14 protein-coding genes and 1 pseudogene are annotated in these 18,623 nt (G+C 63.1%); 9 read left to right on the top strand and 6 right to left on the bottom strand.

The annotated features are described in order from the left end of the window. Positions 1 to 35 precede the first annotated feature (35 nt). Positions 36 to 1,094 (top strand): annotated as a pseudogene (locus CRX69_RS28140) (methyl-accepting chemotaxis protein); the annotation flags it as partial. Beyond that, entirely contained in the window at positions 1,080 to 1,952 is an 873-nt protein-coding gene (locus tag CRX69_RS28135) for a methyl-accepting chemotaxis protein (RefSeq protein WP_420821200.1), read from the top strand. The pseudogene CRX69_RS28140 and the gene CRX69_RS28135, both read left to right, overlap by 15 nt. Before the next feature lie 147 nt (positions 1,953 to 2,099). Here CRX69_RS28135 and CRX69_RS01195 read toward each other — a convergent pair whose 3' ends face one another. From CRX69_RS01195 to CRX69_RS01170, 6 genes are all read right to left on the bottom strand, one after another. Continuing rightward, positions 2,100 to 2,567 (bottom strand): chemotaxis protein CheW, encoded by a 468-nt coding sequence (locus tag CRX69_RS01195; RefSeq protein WP_047225993.1) that lies wholly within the window; start codon positions 2,565 to 2,567, stop codon positions 2,100 to 2,102. After that, entirely contained in the window at positions 2,560 to 8,478 is a 5,919-nt protein-coding gene (locus CRX69_RS01190; protein WP_107321402.1) for an Hpt domain-containing protein, read from the bottom strand. Before CRX69_RS01190 ends, CRX69_RS01195 begins: the two co-directional genes overlap by 8 nt. Before the next feature lie 221 nt (positions 8,479 to 8,699). Beyond that, the gene (locus CRX69_RS01185; protein WP_107321401.1) at positions 8,700 to 10,760 is read right to left on the bottom strand and encodes a methyl-accepting chemotaxis protein; all 2,061 of its coding nucleotides are present in this window, start codon (positions 10,758 to 10,760) and stop codon (positions 8,700 to 8,702) included. A 213-nt stretch (positions 10,761 to 10,973) separates the two neighbouring features. Continuing rightward, positions 10,974 to 11,513, bottom strand: a complete 540-nt coding sequence (locus tag CRX69_RS01180) for a chemotaxis protein CheW (protein WP_047225996.1) — start codon at positions 11,511 to 11,513, stop codon at positions 10,974 to 10,976. Between the two features lie 10 nt (positions 11,514 to 11,523). Next, positions 11,524 to 11,889, bottom strand: coding sequence for a twitching motility response regulator PilH (gene pilH, locus CRX69_RS01175; RefSeq protein ID WP_047226188.1), 366 nt, complete (start codon positions 11,887 to 11,889; stop codon positions 11,524 to 11,526). A 47-nt stretch (positions 11,890 to 11,936) separates the two neighbouring features. Next, the gene (locus tag CRX69_RS01170; RefSeq protein ID WP_047225997.1) at positions 11,937 to 12,365 is read right to left on the bottom strand and encodes a response regulator; all 429 of its coding nucleotides are present in this window, start codon (positions 12,363 to 12,365) and stop codon (positions 11,937 to 11,939) included. A gap of 223 nt (positions 12,366 to 12,588) precedes the next feature. On the opposite strand from CRX69_RS01170, the gene gshB reads away from it, so the two are divergent. The 7 genes from gshB (at position 12,589) to CRX69_RS01135 (ending at position 18,590) form a co-directional block, all read left to right on the top strand. Beyond that, entirely contained in the window at positions 12,589 to 13,542 is a 954-nt protein-coding gene (gene gshB, locus CRX69_RS01165) for a glutathione synthase (protein WP_107321400.1), read from the top strand. 77 nt (positions 13,543 to 13,619) lie between these two features. Beyond that, on the top strand, positions 13,620 to 14,516 hold the full coding sequence (locus CRX69_RS01160) for an energy transducer TonB (protein ID WP_047225999.1): 897 nt from the start codon (positions 13,620 to 13,622) through the stop codon (positions 14,514 to 14,516). 178 nt (positions 14,517 to 14,694) lie between these two features. Beyond that, on the top strand, positions 14,695 to 15,264 hold the full coding sequence (locus tag CRX69_RS01155) for a YqgE/AlgH family protein (RefSeq protein WP_047226000.1): 570 nt from the start codon (positions 14,695 to 14,697) through the stop codon (positions 15,262 to 15,264). Further along, positions 15,264 to 15,701, top strand: coding sequence for a Holliday junction resolvase RuvX (gene ruvX, locus CRX69_RS01150; RefSeq protein ID WP_092395470.1), 438 nt, complete (start codon positions 15,264 to 15,266; stop codon positions 15,699 to 15,701). Before CRX69_RS01155 ends, ruvX begins: the two co-directional genes overlap by 1 nt. An 85-nt stretch (positions 15,702 to 15,786) precedes the next feature. Continuing rightward, the gene (gene pyrR / locus CRX69_RS01145; RefSeq protein ID WP_047226002.1) at positions 15,787 to 16,293 is read left to right on the top strand and encodes a bifunctional pyr operon transcriptional regulator/uracil phosphoribosyltransferase PyrR; all 507 of its coding nucleotides are present in this window, start codon (positions 15,787 to 15,789) and stop codon (positions 16,291 to 16,293) included. 24 nt (positions 16,294 to 16,317) lie between these two features. Next, positions 16,318 to 17,322 carry an aspartate carbamoyltransferase catalytic subunit gene (locus tag CRX69_RS01140; RefSeq protein ID WP_047226003.1) on the top strand — a complete coding sequence of 335 codons (1,005 nt, stop codon included), beginning with the start codon at positions 16,318 to 16,320 and terminating at the stop codon, positions 17,320 to 17,322. After that, positions 17,319 to 18,590, top strand: coding sequence for a dihydroorotase (locus tag CRX69_RS01135; protein WP_076383024.1), 1,272 nt, complete (start codon positions 17,319 to 17,321; stop codon positions 18,588 to 18,590). The genes CRX69_RS01140 and CRX69_RS01135 overlap by 4 nt, the downstream gene beginning before the upstream one ends. Positions 18,591 to 18,623: the final 33 nt, after the last annotated feature.

The raw sequence follows: 18,623 nt of genomic DNA, 5'->3' as shown, positions 1-18,623 counted from the left end.
TAAAACCAATTCAGTGCAGCAAGGGAGAAATCAGCATGTTCCGAATGCTTACCCAGAGTCTGGGAAACGTAAGCGTCAATCGCAAACTCGGCTTCGGCTTCGGTCTGGTGCTATTTCTAACCTTGATGATCGCTTTCACCGGTTGGAGCGGCCTGGGCAATGTCATTAGCCGTGGCGACAAGCTGGGCTACATTTCCAGCCTGAACGAGTTGAGCAAGGACCTGCGCCTGGCACGCCTGGACTACTACACCACGCGGGGTGAAAACGGTCCGCAGGAAGTCAACGATCTGCTTGCCAAACTCGAGACCGGCCTGACCGCAGCCCGCCAGATGATCGAGCAGCCGGCCGACGTGGCGCTGATCGACAAACAACTGGCCGCTGTGGCCGAGTACAAAAGCGCCTTCGCCGAGATGGCCAGCGCCACCGTCAGTCGCGAAGATGCCCGCAGCAAACTCGGCGCCAGCGCCGACAACGCCGTGGCCCGCGTCGCCGAGGTTGAAAAAGCCACGCTGCAAAGCGAGAACGTCGCCCAATTCAACAGCGTGGTATCCCTGAGCAAGGCGATCCAGCAAGCGCGTTATCAGGTTCGCGGCTACACCTACAGCGGTAAGAACGAAGCCCAGCAACCGGCCCTTGACGCCATTACCGATGCCCTCAAACTTCTCGCACGCCTACCGGCGCAGTTGCCTGAGGAGCACTCCGCCAACCTGCAGCAAGCCAGCGATTCGATCAACGCCTACCGTGCGGCGGTCAGTCAGTTTCGCGATTCCCAGCTTGATACCGCCGCGGCGCTCAAGCGCATGACCGAGCAAGGCGAAGTATTGCTTGAGTCCAGCAAAAGCCTGACCGTGTCCCAGACCGCCGTGCGCGACCAGGACGCCGCCCAGGCCAAGACCGTCCTGGTATCGGCTGCCGTGCTGGCCATGTTGTTCGGCGTGATCGCAGCATTGGTCATCACCCGGCAGATCGTCGGCCCGCTGGACCAGACCCTCAAAGTCGCCGAGCGCATTGCCGCGGGCGACCTGACCCACAACCTCACCTCCGAGCGCCGCGACGAACTCGGTCAATTGCAGCGCGCCATGCAGAGCATGACCGTGGGCCTGCGGCAGTTGATCGGCGGCATCAGCGACGGCGTTACACAAATCGCCAGCGCCGCCGAACAACTCTCGGCCGTGACCGAGCAGACCAGCGCCGGGGTCAACAGCCAGAAAGTGGAAACCGACCAGGTCGCCACCGCCATGCACGAAATGACCGCCACGGTGCAGGAAGTGGCGCGCAATGCCGAGGAAGCTTCCGAAGCGGCCGTCGCGGCTGACCAGCAGGCACGCGAGGGTGAAAAAGTGGTCGGCGAAGCCATCGCCCAGATCGAACGCCTGGCCCTCGAAGTGGGTAACTCCACCACAGCCATGGGCGACCTCAAGCGCGAAAGCGACAAAATCGGCAGCGTGCTGGACGTGATCAAGTCCGTAGCCCAGCAAACCAACCTGCTGGCCCTCAACGCGGCCATCGAAGCGGCCCGTGCGGGCGAAGCCGGACGTGGTTTCGCGGTGGTGGCTGACGAGGTCCGCAGCCTGGCCCAGCGCACCCAGAAGTCCACAGAAGAAATCGAAGAACTGATCGTCGGCCTGCAGTCAGGCACCGAGCAGGTCGCGACCATCATGGACAACAGCCGCAGCCTGACCGACAACAGCGTCGAACTGACCCGCCGCGCCGGTGGATCCCTGGAAAACATCACCCGCACGGTCTCGGCCATTCAGTCGATGAACCAGCAGATCGCCGCTGCGGCCGAGCAGCAGAGTGCCGTGGCCGAGGAGATCAACCGCAGCGTGCTGAATGTGCGCGATGTGTCGGAGCAAACTGCGTCGTCCAGTGAAGAGACGGCCGCTTCGAGCGCTGAATTGGCCCGGTTGGGGGTTCATTTGCAGACGTTGGTGGGGCGGTTCAGGGTTTGATGACTTGGGACTGCTTACTTGAGTTTTGTGTGTATATCCGTTGCTGCGGTAACGGCGGCAATGGATATGTACTCAGTCAACAAAACCCTGGCCGGCTATCAGCCCGACTTCGCGAGCAAGCCCGCCCCCACAGGTACCGTGTCTGACCTAGCTTTTTGCCAACCCCGAGGCAACGACCAACTCTTCCAGGGCCAACAAATCCGGCACCTTCGCCACATGCTCGCCCACTTGTACCGCCGCCTGTTCCAGCCCACACAGCGGTACATCGACGTAGCTCAGCTGGGTGTCGAGTTTGTAGGAACGCGGGATACCCTGGACCAGCAGCGCAATGAACCGCAACTCCGGGCGCCCGCCCAGTGCATTGAGCACGACGATGCGCGCACGCTCGCCGATCACGGTTTTCTGGCCGCAGGCCGACTCGAAACTCAGCAACGGGATTTGCCGTTCGCGCCAGCTCACCCAACCCAGGAACCACGGCGGAGTGTCCATATCGAACGCGCTGCTCTGGTAGTCGATCAGCTCGGCCACGGCCACGTTGGGTAAAATCAGGTGCCGGTCGGCCAGGGGTAGCAGCAGCCCAGTGATGTGCCCGGTACGCGGGTGAAGGTCATGCATGGGTTTTGCTCCAGCGGGCGATGCTGTCGAGCAGCACCGATTCCTGGTACGGCTTGCCCAGGTAGTCGTTGACGCCGATGGCCATGGCGCGGTCGCGGTGTTTCTGGCCGGTGCGGGAGGTGATCATGATGATCGGCAGGTGGGCCAGGCGCGGGTCATTGCGTACTTGCGTGGCCACTTCGAAGCCGTCCATGCGCGGCATTTCGATGTCCAGCAACATCAGGTCGGGGGAGTGTTCGGCCAGCAGCGCCATGGCATCCACGCCATCCTTGGCGGTGAGCACGTGCATGCCGTGGCGCTCCAGCAGGCGGCTGGTGACCTTGCGGACCGTCACCGAGTCGTCCACCACCAGCACCAGCAATGCTCGCGGGTGTTCGCCCTCGCCTTGCGCCGCTGCCGGGCGGCGTGGGACCTGATGAGGCAAGGCGCGGATCGGCGCCAACAGGTCGAGAATCAACACCACCCGGCCATCGCCCAGGATCGTCGCCCCCGACAAGCCCTGCACCGCCGAAAATTGCGGGCCGAGGCTCTTGACCACGATCTCCCGGGTCCCAGCGGTAGCGTCCACTTGCACCGCGATATGCCGCTCGCTGCATTGCATCAGCAGCACCGGCAACGGTTGGCTCTGGCCCAACAGTTTCGGGCGAGCGCCGGTTTTCAATAGCTCACCCAGGTAGCACAGCTCATAGCGTTGCCCGGCGTAGGTGTAGGTCGGCGGGTCGAGCTGGTAATAGCCATCCAGTTCAGCGGGCAACACCCGGACGATACTTTCGATGGTGTTCAGTGGGATCGCGTACTGGTCTTCGTGACATTGCACCATCAACGCCCGGTTGACCGCCACGGTAAACGGCAGGCGAATGCGGAAATGCACGCCCTGCCCCGGCGTAGAGTCGATGACCATACTGCCACCCAGTTGCCGCACCTCTTCATGGACCACGTCCATGCCGACGCCGCGCCCGGAAATCTGGGTGATTTTTTCGGCGGTGGAAAAGCCCGGCTGCAAGATGAATTGCAGCACGTCGCGGTCGCTGATGTCGCTGTCCGGTGCCAGCAGACCACGCTTGATCGCCTTGCTGCGCACCGCCTCCAGCGGCACGCCGGCGCCGTCGTCGCGAATGTCGAAAATGATGTCGCCACCTTCCCGGGACAGGTCGAGGCTGATGCGCCCCCGGGCCGGTTTCCCGGCAGCGATGCGCACGTCGGCTGGCTCCAGGCCGTGGTCGACGGCGTTGCGCAGCATATGCTCCAAGGGCGCGGCCATGCGCTCCAGCACGCTACGGTCCATTTCGCCTTCAGCATTGCCAACCACGAACTCCACGTCCTTGCCCAACTCCTGCGCCACTTGCCGCACGATGCGTTTGAGGCGCGGCAACATGCGCTCGAACGGCACCATGCGCGTGCGCATCAACCCTTCCTGAAGTTCGGTATTGACCCGCCCCTGCTGTTGCAGCAGGTTCTCAGCGTCGTGATTGCTGCGTTCGAGGGTTTCCTTGAGATCGAGCAAGTCCGAGGCCGATTCGAACAGCGCCCGGGACAATTGCTGCAACTGGGAATGCCGGTCCATCTCCAGCGGGTCGAATTCTTCGTAGCCAAGGCGCTCGGCCTCGACCTGCTGGCGACTGAGGATCCGGCCCTGGGTTTCGGTATCAAGACGGCGCAACTGGTCGCGCATGCGCTCGATGGTGGTTTCCATCTCGCCCAGGGCCACGCGCGCGTCGTTGACCTGCTGTTCGATACGCCCACGGAAAATCGAGGTTTCCCCAGCCAGGTTCACCAGGTCGTCAAGCAGTTCGGCGGAGACCTTGACCATGTCCGCGCCGTCGCTCGGGGTGCCGGTCTCAGGCCTTGTGGGCGCAGGCGGCGGGGTCGGGGCCGGTTCCGGCGCGGGGACGACTTTGGGCGTCTCGCTGTCCTGCGGATGATTTACCGCCTGGATCTGCGCGATCAGCCGGTCGGCAACGGGGCAGGGGTGGCCGGCGCGTACCGCATCGAGCATCTGCGCCAGCCGGTCGTGGCTGCTTTGCAGCAAGGCGAACAGCGCTGGAGTCGGTTGGAGCAGCCCCGCCGACAAGCCTTCATAGAGATTTTCCAGCTCATGGGCCAGGTCGCCGATGGGGACGATTTCCACCATCCGCGCTCCACCCTTGAGGGTGTGCAAATCCCGCAACAGCGTTTCCAGGGCCTGACGGTTCGATGGTTCGTCCTGCCAGCGCAGCAGCGCTGAGCCTGCGCTGTCGAGAATGTCGAAACCTTCTTCGAGGAAGATTTCCAGCAGCTCCGGGTCATGTCCGGCCCCCTCGCCCTGGATCGCCCCTGCCGAATCGATTGGGTTCGGCTTGTCCTGACGGAACCGGCGAATGGCGTCGATCAGCGCAACGGGATCGCCCAACGGCTGGCCCTGCTGCAACTGCCCGAGCAGCAGATCGAGGCGTTCGTGACTGCTGCTGAGCAGTTGCTCGAGTTCCTCGCTGTGGCTGTAACGGCGGTCCACCAGCCCTTCGTAGAGATTTTCCAGCTCCTGGGCCAGGTCGCTCACCGGCCGGATATCGGCCATTCGTGCGCCGCCCTTGAGGGTGTGCAAGTCGCGTTGCAACGAGGACAGCGGCGCTGCGTTGTCCGGGTCGGCCAGCCAACGTTGCAGGGCCTGGGCGGCGCTTTCGAGGATGTCCTGCGCCTCTTCGAGGAAGATCGAGGCAATGTCGTCGTCCACTGAGGTCTCAGCAGGGGCGCTGCGCTGCAGTTCCGCTGTCGCGTTACCCAGTTCGCGGATGCTCAGGGTGCGGCTGCCATCGCTGCGGATCAGGCCGGTGGCGGATGGGTCCAGGCTCTCTTGGAGCAAGCCGCGCAGGGCCTGCACCCGCTCGGGCTGCGAGTGCACGTGTTGCCCGGCGGCCAATTCATCGAGCATATCGATCAAGGCTTCATGGGCGCGCTGCGCTTCCTGGAAAAACACGTCGCTGACTGCCAGGCTGCTTTCCTCCACTGCGCCATAGAGATCGAGCAAGGCTTCACAGAGCTCGTCCACCGGGTGCAAGTCGGCCAAGTGCGCGCCTTCGCCGAGGGTGGTCAGCTCGTCCAGCAGTGCACTGAGTTCCTGGCCTTCGCCGGGGTGCTGCTGCCAACGGCGCAACAGGTTTTCGGCATCGAGCAGGATGTCCATGCCCTGGGCGAGGAAGTTGTTGATCAGTTGGGGATCGCGCTTGGTCCGCAAGCCTTTGTCCGGTGCACTGAGGGCCGTTTGCAGGCGCTCGGCCAGCAGCGTTTGGGTTCGCTGGATCAGCTCTTCTGCGCCGGGGATCGGCGCCAGGGGGTCACCGTGCAACTGACGCAAGCCCAGGCGCAACAGGCCCTCGGCCTCCAGCAGCAATTCAGTTTCATCAAGGTCGAGGGCGATCAGGTGCGCCTTGTATTCCCGGGCCAACTGGTCCATCGCGCCGGCCAGCTCGGCAATCGGCAACACGCCGGCCATTGATGCGCTGCCCTTGAGGGTATGCAAGGCTCGCTGCAATTCGTCGTTGGCCTGCAGCGGCAAGTGTTCGGCGGCCTGGTCGAGAAAGCGATTGAGGCTGGCAAGGTGACCCTGGGCTTCGTTGTCGAATATCTTCAGCAACAACGGGTCAAGGGCGGCGACATCCTGGGCGTCTTCATCGTCATCGACGCCCTTTGCCAGCGCATGGGCACGGGCCGCCAGACGGTCGACATCGTTGCGCTGACGCTGGCGGTTGTCTGCAAACTCGCTCACCAGGGCCGGTAGCAACTGCACCGTGTCATCGAGCAACTGCCGGACCGCAGCACCCGGCTCAACACTGCGCTCCAGCACCCGGTTGAGCAGGTTTTCCACAGCCCAGGCCAGCTCTCCCAAGACCAGCGCCCGCACCATCCGACCGCTGCCCTTGAGGGTATGGAAGGCCCTGCGCAATTCGGCCAGGGCGCCATGGTCGTCAGGGTGAGCGGCCCAGCGCGGCAGGTATTCGCGCAAAACGTCGAGTACCTCGTCGGCTTCTTCAAGGAAGACCTCGCGCAGCTCGTCGTCCACCGGATGCTCGTCCAACGGCGGCGGCAACAGGCTACCCGGCGTGCTCCGGGCCGGCGGGTTGACCGCCGAGACCGGGCTGGCCAGCATTTGGGCCAAGGACTGCACGGTCTGCGGGTCATCCAGCTCCTGCAAGTCCTGCATGACCTGGGCCTCGTTCGGGCTCAGCACATCGTCAAGCAACGGCACCCGGGCTTCGTCGGGGAAATAACCGAGGGCACCCAAGCTGCGCTCGACCACGTCCAACAAGGGTTCGCCGGGCGTTTCCGGGTCTTCGCTCAAACGTTCCAGGTAATATTCGAGGCCGGTGATTACGTCGGCCAGGTGATCGAGCTCTTCCCAGCCCGGCTGGGCGTGATCCAACAGCAGATGCTCGCGAATGAAACCATTGCACGCCTCCACAAGGCTGGCGGCGCGGCTCAAGGGGATCATCGCCAGCGCGCCGCGCACCTGGGTCAGCAACGCCGGTAGCGCTTGCAGTTGTTCGCTGTTCCAGTCGGCGTCGATGTAGTCGACGATCATGTCCTTGGCCTGTTGCAGGCAGGTGTGGGCTTCCTTGATAACAATCTGGTGGATCTGGGTCAGGTCTGTGGTGGGCAGGTGGCTGTCTTCAGGGCTCTCGGGCTCGACGGTGCCGACCATGCCGGCCAGAGTGGCCTCGACGTAGAGCAAGGCCCCGGCGACATCCATGAGCGTCGCGTCATCCGGCTCGCGATGACCTTGGGCGAGGCTCAGGACCACCGCCAATTGATCGATGATCACTTTTCGCGGCTGACCGAAGCCGAGCACCGCCAGGGTGTCGGCGATCTGTCGCAGGGGCGCCAGCAGGCTGTCCAGCTCCGAGGCGTGCTGGCGGTCACTGCGCACGAACAGGTCGAGCCGCTCCTTGACCCGCACCAGCTCTTCGCAGAGTGCGGCGAGCACCGAGCGCATGGCATCGCGGTCCGGTCCGGCCAGGCGTGCGCGTTCTTCGTCGACCATGGCGCTGTCGGGCAGCGCGTCGTCCAGTGAGTAGCGTTCTTTCATGATCTGCATCTGCCCGCTGGGATGTTCGGCCTTGGCAATATAGAACAACAAACTCGTCAGCAACTGTGGCGGCGCCGGTTGATTGATGCCTTGCAGGCCCTGGTCCAACAGGCGCTTGAGTTCCTTGTCCGCTTCCTTGAATAAGCTGCGCAGGGCCGGGCTATTGGCGATACGCCCCTCGCGCATGCCTTCGACCAGGGCCGACGCCACCTGCCACAGCGCATTGAGCGGTGCGGCGGCGCACAGCCCTTCCAGGCGGTGGAAGACCTTGGCCAGATAGCCGAGATGGGTGGCGTCGTCCTGTTCGCGCAACAGCCCCACCAGGGCCACTTGCAGGGTCTGGCGCAGTTTGCGCAAGGTGTTGGGCAGGTCAGGCGGTTCGAGTCGCTTCAAGGCCTCGTCACTGAGCGGCGCGATCAGCGGTAACTCTGGACTGAACAGGCTGGTCTCCGACAACAGGCTCTCGCCCCGGGCGCTGCGCAAATCATTGATCAATGGCAGCACCACCAACGGCAGATCGCGGCGGGCACCTTGGATGCGGTCCAGATAGATCGGCAACTGCCCAAGGGCCTGGCTCAACAGACTGATGGCTTCGTCGCGATGGGCGATGCGGTTGTCCTGCAGGGCGACGCACAGCTGTTCCATCTCCTCGGCCAGCAGCGCCGCACCATAGAACTCGACCATCTGCAGGCCGCCGTGCACCTGATGAATGCACGCCAGGCAATGCGCGAGGGCATCCGCCGCCTGCGGGTCGTCCACCAGGCGATTGAGCGCCAGATGGGCCTGCTTCAGCGTTTCGGCAATCTCGCCCTTGACCCATTCCAGGGCCACATAGTCGTGCCGATCACCCATAACCACTCCAAATCAACAGTCTAAGACGCAGGAACATCAGCCCTTGTGGCGAGGGGATTTATCCCCGCTGGGCTGCGAAGCGGCCCCCTGCAATGCAGAATCCAACATCTATGTCCCAGACTGGCTATTTTGGGACTGCTTCGCAGTCCAGCGGGGATAAATCCCCTCGCCACAAAAGCTTCCTCGCCACATGACCCTTCTCAATATACAGATCCAGCCAGTTACGCCTTGTTCTCATCCGCCGCAGCCGCCGCCGGCAAAGTAAACCCCGACACCGAACGACGCAGCTGACTGGCCATTTTCGCCAGGTTGCCGATGCTCTCGGCGGTGGCGGTGGAGCCGGAAGAGGTTTGCGTGGTGATCTGCTGGATCACGTTCATGGTCAAGGAAATCTGCCCCGCCGACGTGGTCTGTTGCTGCGCCGCGTTGGAAATGCTCTGGATCAGCGCCGCCAGGGTCTTGGACACGCCTTCGATTTCTTCCAGGGCCACCCCGGCATCCTGGGCCAGTCGGGCGCCGCGCACCACTTCGGTGGTGGTCTGTTCCATGGAAATCACCGCCTCGTTGGTGTCAGCCTGAATCGCCCGCACCAGGGTCTCGATCTGCCGGGTCGCCGCCGAAGAGCGCTCCGCCAGCCGCTGCACTTCATCGGCCACCACCGCGAACCCGCGCCCGGCGTCACCGGCCATGGACGCCTGGATAGCGGCGTTGAGGGCCAGGATGTTGGTCTGGTCGGCAATGTCATCGATCAGGCTGACAATGTCGCCGATTTCCTGAGACGACTCCCCCAGGCGCTTGATGCGCTTGGCCGTGTCCTGGATCTGCTCGCGAATGTTGTCCATGCCATGAATGGTGTTGTGCACCACCTCGTTGCCTTTGTTGGCGATCTCCACGGAGCGCTCGGCCACCGCCGACGACTCGGCGGCATTGGCCGAGACCTGATCGATGGACTGGGCCATTTCATTGATTGAAGTCGAAGCTTCGGATATCTGCTGGGCCTGATGTTCGGAAGCCTGCGCCAGGTGCATCGCCGTAGCCTGGGTTTCCTGCACCGCAGCGGCGACCTGGCCGGCGGTGAGGTTGATGGTGGCCACAAGGTCACGCAGTTGGTCCACCGAATAGTTGATGGAATCGGCGATGGTGCCGGTAAAGTCTTCGGTAACCGAGGCGGTCACGGTCAGGTCGCCATCGGCCAGGTCTTCGATCTCGTCCAGCAGACGCATGATCGCGTTCTGGTTGCGCTCATTCTTTTCTGCGGTTTCACGCAACTGCCGGTTGGTTTCGCGGACCATCACCAGCCCGATCAGGATGATCGACATCAGCGCCAACAGACCCAGCACATAACCACCGATGGCGTTTGCGGAACGCCCGCCGGCCAGGTTTTCGAACGCGGTGGCCAGGTGCGACGCTTCGTCCAGCAAGGTTTGCGACAGGTTGAAGATGTTGCCTGCCGACTCGCGGACCTTGAACAGCTCAGGAGAGGTTTCGAGGATTTCGTCCACCGAGCCGGAGACGAATTCGAAGAGTTCGCTGATCTCACTCAGGCGAGCCCGGGCATCGCGGTCCTGTACTTGGGAGATCTTCAAGGCCGGGTCACCTTGCGACATGCCATTGAGCACCTGACCAAAACGTGCGGCATCGCGGCCAAAGGTATCGGCGGCCTGACTGGCGTTTTCATCCCCCGCCAGCACGGTGTTCACCGCCCCGAGAATCCGTTCGGCCAGCAACGACTGGCGCTGGGCCATGGCGACCTGCGCGGCGGGCGCGCCGCGCTGCAGGAGAATTTCGACGACCTTTTCGTACTCGACCTGCAATTGCGGCACGGTTTCGGCGAGGGTCGCCGCCACCTGATGCAGCGACAGCACAGTCTGTTCGCTGGACAGGATGGCATCGGTGTTCTTGAGCAGGCGTTCCCAGTCCAGCTGTACGGCACGCATCTGCGGGCGCAGGGCAGCAGGTGCCGGTGGCAGGCCGGTCACCGGGTCGCCTTGCTTCAGGTAGGCCCAGCGCTGGGCGAAATCATTGCGCGCCTCGCTCAGCAACTTGAACGCCGCGGCCTTGCCGGCGGCCGCCTCGGTGGCGTTCTTCGCGATGCGCTGGGACAGCACCCGCAACTCACCGGCGTGGCCGATGTACTGCTTGTCGTAGTTGGACTGGGTGTTGAGGTAAGCGAAGTTGGCGAACAGCAGCATGATGAAGACAATCAGCGCGACGAACAGCACGATGATCTGCGAACGACTGCGCGACGCTTCCAGAGGCTTACCTGTATTTGCTTTGCTCATCGGTTCTCGCCTGTACTGCCCAATCCAACCCACTCACCACTGCCAACTGTAAGCAAGCCCTTGTAGTGCAGCCTGCTCAATCAGTGTGACTCTGTGGGAGCAAGGCTTGCCTGCGATGAAAACAACACGGTTTCCCGCCAACCGAGGCGCCGCCATCGCGAGCAAGCTTTGCTCCCACTGGCTCGTTCCTACAAGGGACCGTGTGGCATCTCGTCAAACAGCTACATCCATGAACCCCGGCGAGCGCGTCAGCGCAAACGGGCTGAACACCTGCCACTGCCGTTCGCCGCGAAACCGGCCCTTGACGAAGGCCGACTCCGGGCCGTCAAGGTCGTCCATCAGCGTCGGCTCCAGGCTGTCCTGGGCAAAATGCTGCAATCCGAGGACTTCATCCACCAGCAACCCGGTAAAGACCTCGTCATGATCCACCACCAGCACCCGCCGCTGCTTGCGCACGCTCGACAGCTCATGGCCGAAGAAACCGCACAAATCCATCAACGGCAATAAGCGCCCGCGCAGATTAGCCACACCACGAACCCATGGCTTGACCCCGGGCAAATGTGTGTAGCGCGGCTCGTGCAGCACTTCGCTGACTTCGCCCATGGGCGCCACGTACCAGTGTTCGCCGAGGCGAAAACCGATGCCGCTCCAGCTGTCGCCGTGGGTCGGTTGTGACGGCAGGTCCGCCCCCAGCAGCCGGCAACGCCGGTCGATCTGCAGGAGCAGTTCGAAAGCGGTCAGGGATTGGCTCATGGCCGTGTCATCAACCCGCCAGCACGTTGTTCAGGGTCTTGATCAGGGTTTCTTCGTCCACCGGTTTGGTCAGGTAGTCCTTCGCGCCTTGGCGAGTGCCCCAGACCTTGTCGGTGTCCTGGTCCTTGGTGGTGATGATGATCACCGGGATGTGCCCGGTGTCCGGATCCTTGGTCAACTGGCGCGTGGCCTGGAAACCGTTGAGGCCGGGCATGACGATATCCATCAGGACCGCGTCGGGCTTTTCCTGGCGAGCCAGGGCCACGCCGTCGGCGCCGTTTTCGGCCTTCAGGACCTGGTGGCCGTGCTTTTCCAGCATGCCGGTCAGTTTGTACATTTCGGTCGGCGAATCATCGACGATCAGAATTCGTGCCATGGTGTTCCCCATTTTTCGTTGACCCCAGGCCCGATGGCCGAGTGTCATTAATGTGCCTGGTGCGGCTGGACAGCGGCAAAGCCCGGAACATGAGCCCGTATCGCGCCCAGCAGTTCTTCCTTGCTGAAAGGCTTGGTCAAAAACTGATCGGAGCCGACAATGCGCCCCTTGGCCTTGTCGAACAAACCGTCCCGGGACGACAACATGATCACCGGCGTGGCCTTGAAAACGCTGTTGTTCTTGATCAGGGCACAAGTCTGGTAACCGTCCAGGCGCGGCATCATGATGTCGACAAAGATAATGCCCGGATGATGGTCGGCGATCTTGGCCAGGGCATCGAAGCCATCGACCGCCGTGATGACCTCGCAACCCACGTTGCGCAACAAGGTCTCGGCGGTGCGGCGGATGGTCTTCGAGTCGTCGATGACCATGACCTTCAAGGCGCTGGGTTGCTGCTGCGTAAGATGCTCTGCCATTGCCACTGCAAACCGGTTTTTAACGCGTAAGTGTGAACGACAGCGCAAACCCTTGATGTTCAAGGCCCGCACGTCACATGCCAGCCTTTTTAGCACAGTCTCCATCGCCGATCTATCGGCCGCTCGGTACAGTGGTTTTTCCTTGACCGCCAATCTTCCGGGCGCCACTCTGACGCCACTTTTTCACACCATTTGTGCCCATCAATTTTCGAGGAACCAAGCCATGAGCGTACGCGTCGGCATTGTCATGGACCCTATCGCCAGCATTTCCTATAAAAAGGATAGCTCGCTGGCCATGCTGCTGGCCGCTCAGAAGCGCGGCTGGGAGCTGTTCTACATGGAGCAGCGCGACCTCTACCAGGCCGAAGGCCAGGCGCGGGCACGGATGAAGCCGCTGAACGTCTTCGCCAACCCCGAAAAATGGTTTGAGCTGGGTACCGAACGCGATGCGCTGCTCAGCGACCTGGACGTGATCCTCATGCGCAAGGATCCGCCTTTCGACATGGAGTTCGTGTATTCCACCTACCTGCTGGAACAGGCCGAAAACGCCGGTGTGCTGGTGGTCAACAAACCCCAGAGCCTGCGCGACTGCAACGAAAAGCTGTTCGCCACGCTGTTCCCGCAATGCACGCCGCCCACCATCGTCAGCCGTCGCCCGGACGTGCTGCGTGAATTCGCCGACCATCACGGCGACGTGATCCTCAAGCCCCTGGACGGCATGGGCGGCTCCTCGATTTTCCGTCACACCGCCGGCCACCCCAACCTGTCAGTGATCCTCGAAACCCTGACCCTGCACGGTCAGCAGCAGATCATGATCCAGGGTTACCTGCCGGCCATCGTCGATGGCGACAAGCGCATCCTGATGATCGACGGCGAACCGGTGGACTATTGCCTGGCGCGCATTCCCGCGGCCGGCGAAACCCGCGGCAACCTGGCGGCCGGCGGGCGTGGCGAGGCGCGTCCGTTGACTGAAAAGGACCGCTGGATCGCGGCCCAGGTCGGCCCGACCCTGCGGGAGAAAGGTCTGCTGTTCGTGGGCCTGGACGTGATCGGCGAGCACCTGACGGAAATCAACGTCACCAGCCCGACCTGCATCCGCGAGATCGACAACGCCTTCGGCACCGACATCGGCGCGATGCTGATGGATGCCATCGATCAGAAGCTCAAGGCTCGTTGATCCAGATCCTGCTGAAGGAAACCCACATTGCGTTATCATGCCCGGCCTGAAAAAAACGCGATGTTGGTTTCCTTGCCATGACCCTCCCGTCCGATCTGCCCCAAGAGCTCGCCCATCGCGGCGTGCGCCCGGCTGATCGTCTCGGTTTTACCCTGTTCCTGGCGGCATTGATCCACTTGGCACTGCTGCTGGGCGTCGGGTTTGCCACGGTAGAACCCAAACAGATCAGCCAGACCCTGGAAATCACCCTGGCCACCTTCAAAAGCGAAGCCAAGCCACAAAAAGCGGACTTCCTCGCCCAGGAAAACCAGCAAGGCAGTGGCACCCTGGAAAAAAAGGCGACGCCCAAGACCACCCAGATCGCGCCATTCCAGGACAATAAAGTGCAGAAGGTCACACCGCCGCCAGCGGCCAAGCCCGAAGTCCGGGAGACGGCGCCCAAGGCAGCCGTGACCACCGTGGCGCCGAAGCCGAAAAAAGCCCCGGTCAAGGAAGAGGTCAGGCCCGACCCCAAACCCAAGGCCCCGGTGCCCACCTTCGATAGCGCCCAACTGTCCAGCGACATCGCCAGCCTGGAAGCCGAGCTGGCCCAGGAACAGCAGTTGTATGCCAAACGCCCGCGTATCCACCGCCTGAGCGCCGCCTCGACCATGCGCGACAAGGGCGCCTGGTACAAAGATGAGTGGCGCAAGAAAGTCGAGCGCATCGGCAATCTCAACTACCCCGACGAAGCCCGGCGCAAGCAGATCTATGGCAACTTGCGGCTGCTGGTCTCGATCAACCGCGACGGCTCGTTGTATGAAGTGCTGGTGCTGGAGTCCTCCGGCCAGCCATTGCTGGATCAGGCCGCCCAGCGGATCGTGCGCCTGGCCGCGCCGTTCGCACCGTTTACCGGGGACCTGTCGGACATCGACCGCCTGGAAATCATCCGCACCTGGAAGTTCGCCCGGGGCGATCGTCTCTCCAGCAACTGACCCCATCCCCTTGTGGGAGCGAGCCTGCTCGCGATAGCAATCGAACATCCAGCATGATGTCGCCTGACACACCGCATCGCGAGCAGGCTCGCTCCCACAAGGGTTTCGTGACAGTCTCCGGCATTTGCTGCACATCCCCAGCTTGTCAGTTCGCCCCTGCGCCGCCACACTAGCGCCTATGAAAAACGTCAGCCCCACCTACCTCAAGCATCACTTCCTGATTGCCATGCCACACATGGCCGATCCGAACTTTGCCCACACCTTGACCTACATCGTCGAGCACACGGCCAATGGGGCCATGGGGCTGGTGATCAATCGGCCGCAGGAACTGAACCTGGCGGACATTCTTGAGCAGTTGCGCCCGGATGTAGAACCGCCACTCTTGTGCCAGCACGTCCCGATTTTCATCGGCGGCCCGGTGCAGACCGACCGAGGCTTCGTGCTCCACCCGACGGGGCCGTCCTACCAGGCCACCGTGGACCTGGATGGCGTATCGCTGTCCACCTCCCAGGATGTGCTGTTCGCCATTGCCGACGGCGTAGGCCCGGAAAAAAGCCTGATCGCCCTAGGCTATGCCGGTTGGGAAGCCGGGCAACTGGAAGCCGAGCTGGCCGATAACGCCTGGCTGACCTGCCCGTTCGACGCCGACATCCTGTTCAACACCAGCAGCGAACTGCGCCTGGAAGCGGCGGCCAGCCGGTTGGGGGTCAACCTCAGTCTGCTCACCAGCCAGGCAGGACACGCCTGATGGCCCTGCGCTTGCTGCTGGGCTTCGATTACGGCACCAAACAGATCGGCGTGGCGGTCGGCCAGGTGATTACCGGCCAGGCCCGCGAGCTGTGCACCCTGAAGGCGCAGAACGGCGTTCCCGACTGGAACCAGGTCGAAGCCCTGATCAAGGAGTGGAAACCCGACGCCGTGGTGGTCGGCCTGCCGCTGAACATGGACGGCACGCCCAGCGACATGTGCGTTCGCGCGGAGAAATTCGCCCGCAGGCTCAACGGCCGCTACAACCTGCCTTTCTATACCCACGACGAGCGTCTGACCACGTTCGAGGCCAAGGGCGAACGCCTGGTACGTGGCGGGCAGAAAGGCAGTTACCGCGACAACCCGGTAGACGCCATCGCGGCCGCCCTGCTGCTGCAAGGCTGGCTCGACGCCAACGCCGCCCTGTTCGAAACCTGATTTTTTTGAAAGCGCCGCCAGGGCGCTTTCTTTTAGCGATAAACCGGGCCTCTGACCACCGGCCCGGGAACCTGAAGGAGCCAGCATGAGCCTGCCCAATCCCGCCGAACTGATCAGCCAGATGGCGATTCGTCTCACGGCGCATCTGGAACAACGCGGCATCAGCGAACCGCGCTACATCGGCATTCGCACCGGTGGCGTCTGGGTCGCCCAGGCCTTGCTCGAAGAACTGGGCAGCGATGCGCCGCTGGGCACCCTCGATGTGTCGTTCTACCGCGACGACTTCAGCCAGAACGGCCTGCACCCGCAAGTGCGCCCTTCGGCCCTGCCGTTCGAGATTGAAGGCCAGCATCTGGTACTGATCGACGATGTGCTGATGAGCGGCCGGACCATCCGCGCCGCCATGAACGAACTGTTCGATTATGGCCGCCCCGCCAGCGTGACCCTGGTGTGCCTGCTGGACCTGGACGCCGCCGAGCTGCCGATCCGCCCGAACGTGGTCGGCGCGACGCTGACGCTGGCCGCCCACGAGCGAGTCAAGCTGTCCGGCCCCGCGCCGCTGCAACTCGAACTGCAAGACCTTGCCCTTTAACTGCCCTTGTAAGAGTCCATTGCGATGACGCCTCTCGAAACCAAGCGAGCGCTACAGCTCAACGATCAGGGCCAGCTGCGGCACTTCCTGTCCCTCGACGGCCTGCGCCGCGAGCTGCTGACGGAAATCCTCGACACCGCCGATTCGTTCCTCGAAGTCGGGGCCCGGGCGGTCAAGAAAGTCCCGTTGCTGCGCGGCAAGACCGTGTGCAACGTGTTCTTCGAAAACTCCACCCGCACCCGCACCACCTTCGAACTGGCGGCCCAGCGACTGTCGGCGGACGTGATCACCCTGAACGTGTCCACCTCCTCGGCGAGCAAGGGCGAAACCCTGCTCGACACCTTGCGCAACCTCGAGGCCATGGCGGCCGACATGTTCGTCGTGCGTCACGGTGATTCCGGCGCGGCGCATTTCATTGCCGAGCATGTATGCCCGCAAGTGGCGATCATCAACGGCGGCGACGGCCGTCACGCCCACCCAACCCAGGGCATGCTGGACATGCTGACCATCCGTCGGCACAAGGGCAGCTTCGAGAACCTGTCGGTGGCTATCGTCGGCGACATCCTGCACTCGCGGGTGGCCCGTTCGAACATGCTCGCCCTCAAGACCCTCGGCTGCCCGGACATCCGCGTGATCGCGCCGAAAACCCTGCTGCCCATTGGCGTCGAGCAGTATGGCGTGAAGGTCTACACCGACATGACCGAAGGCCTCAAGGACGTGGACGTGGTGATCATGCTGCGCCTGCAGCGCGAACGCATGACCGGCGGCCTGCTGCCGAGCGAAGGCGAGTTCTACCGCCTGTTCGGCCTGACCACCGCGCGCCTGGCCGGGGCCAAGCCGGACGCCATCGTCATGCACCCGGGGCCGATCAACCGCGGGGTGGAGATCGAGTCGGCAGTGGCCGACGGACCACATTCGGTGATCCTCAACCAGGTGACCTACGGCATCGCCATCCGTATGGCCGTGCTGTCCATGGCCATGAGCGGGCAAACGGCCCAGCGCCAATTCGACCAGGAGAACGCCCAGTGAAGCTCAGCATTCTCGGCGCACGCGTGATCGATCCGGCCAGCGGCCTGGATCAAGTGACTGACATCCATATCGATGCCTGCAAAATTGTCGCCCTTGGCGCCGCTCCAGCCGGTTTTACCGCCGTTGATACCCTCAACGCCCAAGGCCTGGTGGCCGCCCCTGGCCTGGTGGACCTGAACGTCGCCCTGCGCGAACCCGGTTACAGCCGCAAAGGCAGTATCGTCAGCGAAACCCAGGCTGCCGCCGCCGGTGGCGTGACCAGTTTGTGCTGCCCGCCACAGACCAAGCCGGTACTGGACACCTCGGCCGTGGCCGAGCTGATCCTCGATCGCGCCCGCGAAGCCGGCAACACCAAGGTCTTCCCTATCGGCGCCTTGAGCAAAGGCCTCGATGGCGAGCAACTGGCAGAACTCATTGCGCTACGCGACGCCGGTTGCGTGGCGTTCGGCAATGGTCTGAACAGTTTTCGCAATACCCGCACCCTGTGCCGCGCCCTGGAATACGCTGCGACCTTCGGCCTGACGGTGATCTTCAACTCCCAGGATCACGATCTGGCTGAAGGTGGGCTGGCCCACGAAGGCCCGACCGCCAGTTTCCTCGGCCTGCCAGGCATTCCGGAAACCGCCGAAACCGTGGCCCTGGCCCGGGACCTGCTGCTGGTGGAACAAAGCGGCGTGCGCGCACACTTCAGCCAGTTGACCAGCGCCCGCGGCGCCGCACTGATCGCCCAGGCCCAGGCTCGCGGCCTGCCCGTCACCGCCGATGTAGCGCTGTACCAACTGATCCTGACCGACGAAGCGCTGATCGACTTCAACAGCGTCTATCACGTCCAGCCGCCGCTGCGCACCCGCGCCGACCGCGATGGCTTGCGCGAGGCTGTGAAGTCCGGGGTGATCTCGGCCATCTCCAGCCATCACCAGCCCCACGAGCGCGATGCCAAGCTGGCACCATTCGGCGCCACGGAACCGGGCATCAGCAGTGTCGAACTGTTGCTGCCACTGGCCATGACACTGGTGGAAGACGGATTGCTGGACCTGCCGACCCTGCTCGCACGCCTGAGCAACGGCCCGGCCGACGCGCTGCAATTACCGGTGGGTAAACTGGCAGTGGGCGCGGCGGCGGACTTGGTGCTGTTCGACCCGGCGGCGTCCACTGTGGCGGGTGAAGCCTGGCGCTCCAAGGGTGACAACTGCCCGTTCCTTGGCCACAGTTTGCCGGGGGTGGTGCGTTATACGCTGATGGATGGGCGGATTACTCACCAGGCCTGACATCGCGTCGCTCTTATCGCGAGCAGGCTCGCT

It is taken from the genome of Pseudomonas rhizophila (assembly GCF_003033885.1).
Classification (GTDB): Bacteria; Pseudomonadota; Gammaproteobacteria; order Pseudomonadales; family Pseudomonadaceae; genus Aquipseudomonas; species Aquipseudomonas rhizophila.
The sequence above is the reverse complement of the archived record's forward strand: the minus strand, read 5'-3'. Positions and strand labels throughout refer to the sequence as shown.

Excerpts from the sequence above, each read along its gene's own strand:
- CRX69_RS01155 (WP_047226000.1), top strand. The coding sequence starts at position 14,695 with ATGAAAAACGTCAGCCCCACCTACCTCAAGCATCACTTCCTGATTGCC.
- CRX69_RS01140 (WP_047226003.1), top strand. The coding sequence starts at position 16,318 with ATGACGCCTCTCGAAACCAAGCGAGCGCTACAGCTCAACGATCAGGGC.
- CRX69_RS01190 (WP_107321402.1), bottom strand. The coding sequence starts at position 8,478 with ATGGGTGATCGGCACGACTATGTGGCCCTGGAATGGGTCAAGGGCGAG.
- CRX69_RS01185 (WP_107321401.1), bottom strand. The coding sequence starts at position 10,760 with ATGAGCAAAGCAAATACAGGTAAGCCTCTGGAAGCGTCGCGCAGTCGT.
- ruvX (WP_092395470.1), top strand. The coding sequence starts at position 15,264 with ATGGCCCTGCGCTTGCTGCTGGGCTTCGATTACGGCACCAAACAGATC.
- CRX69_RS01170 (WP_047225997.1), bottom strand. The coding sequence starts at position 12,365 with ATGGCAGAGCATCTTACGCAGCAGCAACCCAGCGCCTTGAAGGTCATG.
- CRX69_RS28135 (WP_420821200.1), top strand. The coding sequence starts at position 1,080 with ATGCAGAGCATGACCGTGGGCCTGCGGCAGTTGATCGGCGGCATCAGC.
- CRX69_RS01195 (WP_047225993.1), bottom strand. The coding sequence starts at position 2,567 with ATGCATGACCTTCACCCGCGTACCGGGCACATCACTGGGCTGCTGCTA.
- pilH (WP_047226188.1), bottom strand. The coding sequence starts at position 11,889 with ATGGCACGAATTCTGATCGTCGATGATTCGCCGACCGAAATGTACAAA.
- pyrR (WP_047226002.1), top strand. The coding sequence starts at position 15,787 with ATGAGCCTGCCCAATCCCGCCGAACTGATCAGCCAGATGGCGATTCGT.
- CRX69_RS01180 (WP_047225996.1), bottom strand. The coding sequence starts at position 11,513 with ATGAGCCAATCCCTGACCGCTTTCGAACTGCTCCTGCAGATCGACCGG.
- CRX69_RS01160 (WP_047225999.1), top strand. The coding sequence starts at position 13,620 with ATGACCCTCCCGTCCGATCTGCCCCAAGAGCTCGCCCATCGCGGCGTG.
- gshB (WP_107321400.1), top strand. The coding sequence starts at position 12,589 with ATGAGCGTACGCGTCGGCATTGTCATGGACCCTATCGCCAGCATTTCC.